The sequence below is a fragment of the Sphingomonas abaci genome (genome assembly GCF_014199625.1).
Classification (GTDB): Bacteria; Pseudomonadota; Alphaproteobacteria; order Sphingomonadales; family Sphingomonadaceae; genus Sphingomonas; species Sphingomonas abaci.
Genome location: NZ_JACHNY010000004.1, coordinates 110301 through 120502, shown reverse-complemented (window position 1 = coordinate 120502; position 10202 = coordinate 110301). Strand labels below are relative to the sequence as shown.

The 10202-nt window shown below is 70.7% G+C and carries 9 protein-coding genes and 1 tRNA gene; 4 read left to right on the top strand and 6 right to left on the bottom strand.

Translation table 11 applies throughout. The features are described 5' to 3' along the window. Nucleotides 1-8 precede the first annotated feature (8 nt). Together GGQ96_RS10690 and map are read left to right on the top strand one after the other, a co-directional pair. Entirely contained in the window at nt 9-212 is a 204-nt protein-coding gene (locus tag GGQ96_RS10690; RefSeq protein WP_184114464.1) for a ParD-like family protein, read from the top strand. A gap of 1 nt (nt 213) precedes the next feature. Beyond that, nucleotides 214-993 (top strand): type I methionyl aminopeptidase, encoded by a 780-nt coding sequence (gene map, locus GGQ96_RS10685; protein ID WP_184114462.1) that lies wholly within the window; start codon nt 214-216, stop codon nt 991-993. Nucleotides 994-1101: 108 nt separating this feature from the next. Here map and GGQ96_RS10680 read toward each other — a convergent pair whose 3' ends face one another. The 6 genes from GGQ96_RS10680 to rlmB form a co-directional block, all read right to left on the bottom strand. Then, on the bottom strand, nt 1102-1422 hold the full coding sequence (locus GGQ96_RS10680) for a DMT family transporter (protein WP_184114460.1): 321 nt from the start codon (nt 1420-1422) through the stop codon (nt 1102-1104). 119 nt (nt 1423-1541) lie between these two features. Continuing rightward, the gene (locus GGQ96_RS10675) at nt 1542-1913 is read right to left on the bottom strand and encodes a hypothetical protein (protein WP_184114458.1); all 372 of its coding nucleotides are present in this window, start codon (nt 1911-1913) and stop codon (nt 1542-1544) included. A 5-nt stretch (nt 1914-1918) separates the two neighbouring features. Beyond that, entirely contained in the window at nt 1919-4057 is a 2139-nt protein-coding gene (locus GGQ96_RS10670; protein WP_343059005.1) for a transglycosylase domain-containing protein, read from the bottom strand. 115 nt (nt 4058-4172) lie between these two features. Continuing rightward, nucleotides 4173-4709 carry a SixA phosphatase family protein gene (locus GGQ96_RS10665; protein WP_184114456.1) on the bottom strand — a complete coding sequence of 179 codons (537 nt, stop codon included), beginning with the start codon at nt 4707-4709 and terminating at the stop codon, nt 4173-4175. Then, entirely contained in the window at nt 4706-7423 is a 2718-nt protein-coding gene (locus GGQ96_RS10660) for an ATP-dependent DNA helicase (RefSeq protein ID WP_184115070.1), read from the bottom strand. The genes GGQ96_RS10665 and GGQ96_RS10660 overlap by 4 nt, the downstream gene beginning before the upstream one ends. Before the next feature lie 280 nt (nt 7424-7703). Then, a complete protein-coding gene (gene rlmB / locus GGQ96_RS10655) occupies nt 7704-8468 on the bottom strand; it encodes a 23S rRNA (guanosine(2251)-2'-O)-methyltransferase RlmB (protein WP_184114454.1) in 765 nt (254 codons plus the stop codon). Nucleotides 8469-8660: 192 nt separating this feature from the next. On the opposite strand from rlmB, the gene GGQ96_RS10650 reads away from it, so the two are divergent. Both GGQ96_RS10650 and GGQ96_RS10645 read left to right on the top strand, forming a co-directional pair. Then, nucleotides 8661-8746: transfer RNA gene (locus GGQ96_RS10650), tRNA-Tyr, on the top strand. A 177-nt stretch (nt 8747-8923) separates the two neighbouring features. Then, nucleotides 8924-10183 carry a phage integrase central domain-containing protein gene (locus tag GGQ96_RS10645; protein WP_184114452.1) on the top strand — a complete coding sequence of 420 codons (1260 nt, stop codon included), beginning with the start codon at nt 8924-8926 and terminating at the stop codon, nt 10181-10183. Nucleotides 10184-10202 lie beyond the last annotated feature (19 nt).

Below are 10202 nucleotides of genomic sequence, written 5' to 3'. Positions count from 1 at the left end.
AATCGGGAATGGGTATCGTGAAGATCGACGAGGCGCTGCACGAGGAGGCGCGGCGCGCGAGCGTGGTGATGTGCCGCTCGATCAACGCGCAGGCCGAGTTCTGGATGAAGATCGGGATGCTGGCGGAGGCGAACCCGACCCGTTCGTTCAACGAGATCGTCCAGGCCGAATATGCCGCCGCCAACGTGCGCCCGGTCGCGGTGGCCGCCTGACATGGTGAAGACGCCCGACGAACTGGAGCTGATGCGGACCTCCGGCCGGCTGCTCGCCTCGGTGTTCGAGATGCTCGACGCGCAGTCGCTCGCCGGACTGTCGACCCTGCAGGTCAACGACCTGGTCGACCGGTTCATCACCCATGACCTGGCGGCGCGGCCGGCCAGCAAGGGGCAGTACGGCTTCGAATATGTCCTGAACTGCTCGATCAACCAGGTCGTCTGCCACGGCGTGCCCGATGCGGCCGTGATCATCCGCGACGGCGACATCATCAACCTGGACATCACGCTGGAGAAGAACGGCTTCATCGCCGACTCCAGCAAGACCTATATGGTCGGCCCGGTGGCGCCCGCGACGCGCCGGCTGGTCCGGGTGGCGCAGGAGGCGATGTGGAAGGGGATCGGCGCGGTCCGGCCGGGCGCGCATCTGGGTGATATCGGCGCGGCGATCGAGCGTCACGCCAAGAGCCATGGCTATTCGGTGGTGCGCGAATATTGCGGCCATGGCATCGGCCGCGAGATGCACGAGGCGCCGCAGGTGCTGAACTTCGGCCGGCCGGGCAGCGGTCCGCGCCTGGTCGAGGGGATGGTCTTCACGGTCGAGCCGATGGTCAACCAGGGCACCCGCCGCGTTGCGACCGAGGCGGATGGCTGGACGGTGGTGACCCAGGACGGCAAGCTGTCCGCCCAGTTCGAACACACGGTCGCGGTGGTGCGCGGCGGCGTCGAGGTGCTGACGCTGCGTCGCGACGAGGCCGCGCCGCGTCTGCGCGCGGCCTGAGCGGGGCACGCGGCGGCGCGGCGGCGCGGCGGCGCGGACGGGTGTCTTGCCCGGCGCGCGCCGGTCCGCTCTCCGCGTCTTCGCCTGCGTCCCATACGGCGACGGCGCTCAGGCGGTGGCGAAGAACTTGGTGCCCATGACGCCGATGATGACGAGGGCGATGAAGCCGACCTGCACCGGGTTGATCCTCTCGCCGAACAGGATGACCCCGAACAGGGTGACGCCGACCGCGCCCAGGCCCGTCCATACCGCATAGGCGGTGCCCGCCGGCAGCCCGCGCATCGCCAGCGCCAGCAGGCCCATGTTGAGGAAACTCAAGGTGATCGGCACCGCCGAGGCGGCCCATGTTGCTTGTGTCGCCGCCCATTTCAGGCTCAGCGCCCAGATGATTTCCGTCACCACGGCAATGCCGAGGATGAGCCACGCCATGCGGCACTCCTGTTCGTCGCGGGCTCGGAAGGGAAGCGCGGCGGCCGGAAACCCGAAAGAGGCGCACGCGACGGCGGCGCAAATAGGGAGGGGCGGCGGCGCTGTCCAGCGGCGGGCGATCAGCCGCGCGGTTTGCCTCGCCAAAGAAAGGGCAGTGCGCCAAGCAGATAACCGAGAAAACAGGCCTGAATCGGCAAGGACAGGGCAAAGGCGGTCACGCCGAACCGCCATGTGGCAAACCCGTTTGCCGCCACATCGACGACCATGATCGCCACCGGGAGCATGAGCCCGGCGCGACGTCGGCGGGACAGGATCAGCACCACGACCAGCAGGTCGAGCGGAAGCAGCGCCGTCCAGAATGCCTCCAGCATCGGCCCACCCCAGCTATAGGGGCGCCAGCCCCAGGCGGCGAAGTCGCGTGCATGGTTGAATGCCCCGGTCGCAAAGCCGATCAGGCAGACCATCCAGCCCCAGCGCTCCGCCCGGCCCATAGCCCTTATTCTTCCTCATCCCCCGGCGGCGGCCCGTAGCGCTCGTCCGGGCCGCGACGATCCTCCTCGCGGGGTGGGCGGGGGCGGCGCGGGCCGACGGTGATCGAGCCGTCTTCGCCCCGGCGCATGTCCAGCCCCATGCGCTCCGCCTGGTCCTGCAATATCTCGGCATCGGGCATGTACTGGCCGATCGCATTGTCGATATAGCCCTGGACGCCGTCCTCCACCGGCGCAGCCTCCTCGACCGGCGCGGCGCGGGCGACGGGCGCGATGTCGAGCGCCGATTGCAGGAAGTCGCGCCAGATGCGCGCCGGCACGCCGCCGCCATGCAGGCCGGGATTGGGGCTGTTGTCGTCGTTGCCGACCCAGACGCCGACCACCAGGTCGCCCGCGAAGCCGATGAACCAGGCGTCGCGGCTGTCCTGCGACGTGCCCGTCTTGCCATAGGCGTCGACGGTCAGCACCGCCTCGCGCCCCGTGCCGCGCAGCGAGGAATTGAGCAGGCGCATCATCTCCTGGCGCACCTTCTCCGGAATGGCGCGGGTGCCGCCGGTGATCTGCTGGTACCAGGGCTTGTCGTCGACCTTCTCGATGCCGCGCGGAGTGACCGGATAGCGGCCATTGGCGATCGCGGCATAGGCGGCGGTCATCTCCAGCAGCGACACCTCGGCCGTGCCCAGCCCGATCGTCGCCTCGTTGGGGATGGGGGTGGAGATGCCCAGGTCGCGCGCCGCCTGGATCACCGACTTGACGCCGACCTCCTGGGTCAGCCGCGCGGCGGCGACGTTGGACGAGCGGGCGAAGGCGCGGATCAGGCTGATCTGGCCGAGATAGCGGCCGTCGTCGTTACGCGGCTTCCACCCGGCGATCTCGACCGGGCTATCGTCGACCATCGAATCGGGCGTCATGCCGGCGCGCATCGCCGCCAGATAGACGAACAGCTTGAAGGTCGAGCCCGGCTGGCGGCGCGCCTGGGTGGCGCGATTGAACGGGCTCTTGCCATAATCGCGGCCGCCGACCATCGCGACGACGCGCCCGTCGGGCCGCATCGCCACCAGCGCCGCCTGCGCCTGGCGCAGCCCCGCCGAGCGGATCGCGCGTTCCGCGTCGCGTTGCAGGCGCGGGTCGAGGGTGGTCTTGACCGTCGTCTCGGTCGCGATCTCGCCCGCCTTGTCGCGCGCCTCGGGCAGCACCCAGTCGGCGAAATAGGTGCCGGTCGGGATCTGGCCCGGCGGGCTGGACAGCACGCGCTGCGGCTGCACCCGGTCCGCCTCGCGCGGGGTGAGGAAGCCGGCATCCTCCATCGCGCGCACCACCACCATCTCGCGCGCGCGGGCGCCCTTCAGGTTGGAGGTGGGGGCGAGGCGCGACGGCGCCTTGACCAGCCCGGCGAGCATCGCTGCCTGGCCGACGTTCAGCCTGTCCGGCGACCGTCCGAAATAATGGCGCGCCGCCGCCGTCAGGCCATAGGTGTTGTCGCCGAAATAGACGTTCGACAGGTAGCGCGACAGGATCTCGTCCTTGGACAGCCACGCCTCCAGCCAGAAGGCGATCAGCACTTCGCGGATCTTGCGCGCGGCGGTGCGATCGGAATCGAGAAAGGCGTTCTTGGCGAGCTGCTGGGTGATCGTGCTGCCGCCCTGGCGCACCCCGCCCGATCCGACATTGGCCCAGGCCGCGCGCAGGATGCCGCGCGGGTCGATGCCCCAGTGCGAATAGAAGCGCCGGTCCTCGATCGCCAGGAATGCCTGGGTGACGTGCGACGGCAGCTTGGCGGCGTCGACGGGCGCGCCGATCACCGCGCCGCGCCGGGCGATCGGGGTGCCGTCCTCGGCGGTCAGCGTGATCGAGGGCGGCGTCGGGGGTTTGAGCGACTTGTTGAGCGGCGCGGTCAGCGCCAGCCAGGCGATGGCGAGGACCAGCAGCACGATGCCCGCGGCGATCCCGCGGACGATCCAGCGGCCCCAGCGGATGCGGCTCCGGCGCGGTTCGAAGTCGGGATCGCGGTGATAGGGGGCCCATTCGGGCTCCTCGCGGTCGCGCGCGGCATCGAAGGGGCTGGTGCGGTCGACGGGCGCATCGGGCCAGAATCGCGGACGATCGGGGTCGTGATGGTCGGGACGCAACGGGGGATTCCAGGACACCAGGCTGTTCTATCCGACTATGACACCCGGCGCAATGTCGCCCGGGCGAAGGTTTGACTGCGGCAACACCCCTTAACCCGTCATGGCTTCGCTACGCTCGCCATGACGAATCGACTCAGAATTCGTCCGGACCCAGGCTGGGGTCCAGGTCGCGGGGGCGGACGAAGGCGTCCAGCGTCGCCCCGCCCGCTCGGATCGTCGACCAGTCGCCGTCCCAGGTCAGCCGCGCGATCGTCGCGGTCGGATATTTCGCCTCCACCGCCTCGCGCGCCGCACTGCCATCGTCTGGCACCAGCGACAGCACCAGATCCTCCAGCCCCGGATTATGCCCGACCAGCAGCACCTGGTCGTCGGAGTCGGCCAGTTCGTGGATACAGTCGAGCAAGGTCGCCGCCGAAGCGAGGTAGAGCCGCCGGTCCCAGTCGATCGCCAGCGCCTGGCCATAGCCATCGGCGATCCCCGCCAGCGTCTCCACGACGCGCTGCGCGGGCGAGGCGACGATCCGATCGAAGCGGTAGTGGCGGTCGCGCAGGTGACGGCCCATCACCTGCGCGGCGCGATGCCCCTTGGGGTTGAGCGGCCGGTCGAAATCGCGGGCGACGGCATCATCCCATCCCGATTTGGCGTGGCGCAGCACCGTCAGCGTCTTCATGGCGTCTCCAGGGGGGCTGGCGCCTCATGCCCGATCCGGGCCTGTGTGGAAAGCCGCTCCGCGACCCGCGCCACCGCTTCGTCGAGCGTCACGCGTACGATCGCGACGCCGGGCGGAAAGGCGGTGAGCAGCCGCGACGGCATCGCCGCCGACAGCATCACGAACGCGCCGCGATCGTCGGCGCGGCGGATCAGCCGGCCGAACGCCTGGGCCAGCCGCGCCCGCACGATCCGGTCGTCATAGGCGGTGCCGCCCCCGGCCAGCTTGCGCGCGGCGTGGAGCACGGTCGGCTTGGGCCAGGGCACCCCCTCCATCACCACCATGCGCAGCGAATCGCCCGGCACGTCGACCCCGTCGCGCAGCGCATCGGTGCCGAGCAGCGAGGCGGCCGGATCGTCGCGGAAGATGTCGACCAGCGTGCCGGTGTCGATGGGGTCGACATGCTGGGCATGGAGCGCCAGCCCTTCGCGCGCCAGCCGGTCGGCGATGCGGCCATGCACCGCGCGCAGCCGCCGGATCGCGGTGAACAGCCCCAGCGTGCCGCCGCCCGCCGCGACGATCAGCCGGGCATAGGCATTGGCCAGCGCGCCGGCATCGCCGCGCTTCACGTCGGTGACGACCAGCACCTCGGCACGGTTGGGATAGTCGAAGGGGCTGGTCGCCTCGAACCGGGCAGGGGCGCGGGCGAGATGCGGCGCGCCGGTGCGCGCCTCCGCCACCGACCAGTCGCCGCCGCCGGTCAGCGTCGCCGAGGTGACGAGCGCGCCATGCGCCGGCTTCAGCACGATCTCCGCGAACGGGCGCGTCGGGTCGAGCCAGCGGCGGTGCAGGCCGATGTCGTATTCGCGCCCCTCGACGCGGTCGACTGCAAGCCAGTCGACGAAATCGCCGTCCGCTGGCCCGCCGATCCGCGCGAGCAGCGCCAGCCACGCCGCCACCGTCTCCGCGCGCCAGCCGATCGAGGCGATCGCCCCCTCGACCCGCGCGCGCGCCGCCGTGTCGAGCCAGTCGGGCGCCTCGGCCAGCACCGCCTCCAGCCGGCGGCCGAGCGCGGTCAGGGGGCGGACCAGCGCGTCGAGCGCGGCGGCGGCGGGGGCGGCGGCCTCGATCAGCGCCGGGGTCGGCTCGGCCAGCTCGGTCTCCAGCCCGTAGCCCGCATCGCCCGGCTGTTCGGCGCGCGCATAGGTCAGCCCGCGCACCGCGGCGAGCAGATGCTCGACCGGACCGAAGGGCTGCCCCTCCGCCAGCCGGCCCAGCCAGCCATCGGCCGCCAGCCCGTGCGCGGCGTGGACCGCGTCGCTGATCGCCTGCGCGCCGGCATCGTCGTAGCTGGCGACGTCGGACAGGCGCGCCTGCAAGCCCCGCCGCCGGCCGCGCCCGCCCGCCTCCGGCCCCAGGATCCAGCGACGCAGTTCGATCGTCTCGGAGCCGGTCAGCGCGACGCCGAACATCGAATCGGCGGCGTCGAACAGGTGGTGCCCCTCGTCGAAGACATACCGGGTCGGCCGGGTCGCGACCTCGCGGCCGCGCGCGGCGTTGACCATCACCAGCGCATGGTTGGCGATGACGATGTCGGCCTGCGCGCTCGCCCGCGCGGCGCGTTCGATGAAGCATTTGCGGTAATGCGGGCAGCCGGCATAGACGCATTCGCCGCGCCGGTCGGTCAGCGCCGCCGGACCGTTGCGCCGGAACAGCGTCGGCAGCCAGCCGGGCAGGTCGCCGCCGACCATGTCGCCATCCGCGCTATAGGCGGCCCAGCGCGCGACCAGATGCGCCAGCACCGCCGCCCGGCCGGCGAAGCCGCCCTGCAACGCATCCTCCAGGTTGAGCAGGCACAAATAATTCTCGCGGCCCTTGCGCGTCACCACCCGCTCGCGGCGCAGCACCGGATCGGGATAGAGCCGCGTCGTCTCCTGCGCGAGCTGGCGTTGCAGCGCCTTGGTGAAGGTGGAGATCCACACCGCGCCGCCCGCCCGTTCCGACCAGAGCGAGGCGGGGGCGAGATAGCCCAGCGTCTTGCCGATGCCGGTCCCCGCTTCCGCCAACACCAGATTGGGCGCATCGCGCATCACCCGCGGCTCGAACGCGGCGGTGGCGGCGGCGGCATAGGCGCGCTGGCCGGGCCGTTCCTCCGCGCCGCCGCCGGTCAGTTTCGCCAGCCGTTCCTCCGCCTCGCCCGGTTGCAGCGACACGGTGCGCGGCGCGGGGCGGGGAGCGTCCTCCTCCCATTCGGGCAGGCGCGAGAACAGCCAGCGTTCGTCGGTGCGCGGCTTGGCGAGACGCGGCCCGATCACCGGCGCCCATGGCCAGCGCAGCCGGGTCAGCGACTGCACGGCCGACCACGCCCCCTCGCGCTCCGCCCAGTCGCCCTCGGGTACGGCGAGCAGGGCGGCGGTCGCCTCGCGCAGGAAGGCGGCGACATCCTCGTCCCGCTCGGGCGCGGAGAGATCGACCGCGCGCGCCAGTCCGGCCGGGGTCGGCACCGCGAAGCGCGCCGGATGCAGGAAGGCGTAGAGTTCGAGCAGGTCGAGGCCCGACAGCTCGGCATAGCCCAGCCGCTGCCCGATCAGCGGCGCATTGAGCAGGATGACCGGCGTGTCCGCCGCCACCCGGATCGCCTCGCCCCGTCCGACCGGCCGCGTCCCTTCCGCATCGGCGATCCAGATGCCGCCATGGCTGGCGTGGAGGGCGGGATAGGGGATCACGCCCTTCATGTAGCGGAACGGACCGGCAACAAGAAGGGGGACTGGCGAATCGTGACGCTCCGTCACCATCCCGGCGAGGGCGGGACCGTGGCAAGGGTTCGGTCCGCGGATCGCATAGGCTGGTGCTCCTGCGCAGGCAGGAGCACGGCCAGAGGTTGCGCGCGGTTCCCGCGAAAGCCGCGGTCCAGGTGGGGGCGTCGGCGACCGGCCGGAGGCGTCCCGTCACCGGACCCCGGCCTGCGCCAGGGTGGTGCAGGGTTGCGCGCACCAGGAAGCCGTTCCGAAGGGCCTAATCCTTCGCCCGCGCCGCCACGGCGTAGAGCGCGACCGCGGCCGCGTTGGACACGTTCAGGCTCTCGACCAGGTTCGAGATGGGCAGGCGCGCCAACTCGTCGCAATGCGCCTCGGTATTCTGGCGCATCCCTTCGCCCTCCGCGCCGAGCACGATGCAGATGCGCTGCGGACCCATCACTTCGGCCAGCGTGCCCCGGGCATGGCCGGTCAGGCCGATCCGCCAGAAGCCCGCCTCCGCGATCTCGTCCAGCGCGCGGGCGAGGTTGACGACCCGCACCCAGGGCACCGTCTCCAGCGCGCCGGAGGCGGCGCGCGCGACCGTGCCCGATTCGGGCGGGGCGTGGCGATCCTGCGTGACGATGCCCAGCGCGTCGAAGGCGGCGGCCGAACGCAGGATCGCGCCGACATTGTGTGGATCGGTCACCTGGTCCAACACGACCAGCGGCCGCTGGCGCTCGGGCGGGTCGTTCTGCGCCTGTTGCAGCAGATCGCCCAGCCACATGTCCTCCAGCGGGTCGACCTCGGCCACCACGCCCTGGTGCGGCGCGTCGGAGGGGACCAGCCGGCCGAGATCGGCGACATCGGCATAGACGACCGGGATCACCGGCGGCACGTCGAGCTGGGCGGCGGCCTCGCGCGTCATCCACAGCTTGCGCACGGTGCGCTCGGGATTGGCGAGCGCGGCGGTGACCGCATGGCGGCCCCAGAAGCGCGGCCGGTTGCCCACGCCGGTGCTGGGGCGGTGGCCTTTACGTGCCATCAGCGAAATTCCTCACAATCGGTTCGTCGTCGGGTGAACGCGAAGGGCGGAGCCGCGCGCGCGTTCGGGATGGCGTCTCCGCTATGCGTCATGCGGTCCGGGTGCAAGCTTTCCGCCGCCAGAGCGCGCAAAGGCGTTGACAGCCGCGCCGCGCTTCGCCAAGAGGCCGCCTCGCTTCCGAGCGCCTCCCGTGGAAGGGTGGCCGAGTGGTTAAAGGCAGCAGACTGTAAATCTGCCCACGCAAGTGTACACTGGTTCGAATCCAGTCCCTTCCACCAACCCTTCATCCCCCAGCATCCCAAAGCGTCCCATTCGGGGCGCTTTTCTGCGTTTTCTGCCCTTGTTTGAGGTCCCGCAGGGTCCCACAAGGCCCCCATGCAGCGCAAGCAATCTGGGGGCATTTTCGGGGCATCGGCTTTCGCTGATGGGGGCATCGGCATTCGCGGGGGCATTTGGTGCTGACCGACGTCGCCTGTCGGCGGGCGAAGGGCGCGGACAAGCCGTTCAAGATGAGCGATTCGGGCGGCCTCTATCTGGAGGTGTTGCCGAGCGGCTACAAATCGTGGCGCTGGAAGTACCGGTTCGCGGGCAAGGAGAAGCGACTCGTATTCGGCCCCTATCCGGACGTGACGCTGACGGAAGCGCGCGAGCTGAAGGCGAACGCGGCTCGCACCTTGCGATCGGGGGTCGATCCGGCAGTCGACAAGCGCCAGCGCTCGGCCGCGCAGAGCGCCAAGGCCGCTTCGACGTTCCAGGTCGTGGCGCTGGAATGGTACGACAGCCAGGAGGCAACCTGGTCGCCGCGCTATGCGAGTATCGTGAAGCGCAGCTTGGAGCAGGACGTCTTCCCGCGCCTCGGCAAATTGCCGATCGAGGCGATCACCACGCCTTTGGTGTTGGAGGTGCTGCGGCCGATCGAGGAGCGCGGCGCGGTCGAGACGGCGCATCGCGTCCGGCAACGGATCTCGGAGATCTTCGCGCGGGCGATCGGCAGTGGCATCGCTTCGGCCGACCCAGCAGCGGTCGCGCGCAGTGCCCTGGGCAAGGCGAAGAAGAGCAAGTCATGCGCGGTGCGCACGGTGCCGGCCGCGCGCAAGGTGCTTCAGCAGGTGGAAGCGCAGCCGGCGCACCCGTTGACCAAGCTGGCATCCCGGCTGCTGGCGCTGACGGTCGTTCGATCGAGCGTTGTGCGATTGGCGGAGCCGGCCGAGTTCGAGGGACTGGACGGCGACTCGCCGATCTGGCGCATCCCGCCGGCGAAGCTGAAATTGGCGGTCGATCGGAAGGAGGACGCGGCCTTCGAGTTCATCGTCCCACTATCGCGACAAGCGGTGCAGGTCGTGCGCCTCGCCATGGATCTGGCGGGCAGGGGACCACTCATCTTTCGCAGCGTCCGGCATCCGCGTCGGGCGATCAGCGACAGCACAGTAAGCAAGCTCTATCGGGAGGCCGGCTTTTCCGGGGTCCATGTGCCGCACGGCTGGCGCTCGACCTTCTCAACTGTGATGAACGAACGCGCGCTGCACGAAGGGCGGGCCGGCGATCGGGCGATCATCGACCTTATGCTGGCGCATGTGCCGAGCGGAGTGGAAGCGGCCTACAACAGAGCCGCCTATATGCCACGTCGGCGCGAGCTGGCGCAGGAGTGGGCGGACTTGCTGTCGGAGGGCCTGGTCGATCCAGCCGCGCTGCTGAACGGCCCACGGCAGAGCTGACCCGCAAGGGAGCGACGGC

What these genes read in the sequence shown, in the direction of transcription:
- map (WP_184114462.1), top strand. Translation starts at nt 214, where the DNA reads ATGGTGAAGACGCCCGACGAACTGGAGCTGATGCGGACCTCCGGCCGG.
- GGQ96_RS10660 (WP_184115070.1), bottom strand. Translation starts at nt 7,423, where the DNA reads ATGAAGGGCGTGATCCCCTATCCCGCCCTCCACGCCAGCCATGGCGGC.
- GGQ96_RS10665 (WP_184114456.1), bottom strand. Translation starts at nt 4,709, where the DNA reads ATGAAGACGCTGACGGTGCTGCGCCACGCCAAATCGGGATGGGATGAT.
- GGQ96_RS10675 (WP_184114458.1), bottom strand. Translation starts at nt 1,913, where the DNA reads ATGGGCCGGGCGGAGCGCTGGGGCTGGATGGTCTGCCTGATCGGCTTT.
- GGQ96_RS10690 (WP_184114464.1), top strand. Translation starts at nt 9, where the DNA reads ATGGGTATCGTGAAGATCGACGAGGCGCTGCACGAGGAGGCGCGGCGC.
- rlmB (WP_184114454.1), bottom strand. Translation starts at nt 8,468, where the DNA reads ATGGCACGTAAAGGCCACCGCCCCAGCACCGGCGTGGGCAACCGGCCG.
- GGQ96_RS10680 (WP_184114460.1), bottom strand. Translation starts at nt 1,422, where the DNA reads ATGGCGTGGCTCATCCTCGGCATTGCCGTGGTGACGGAAATCATCTGG.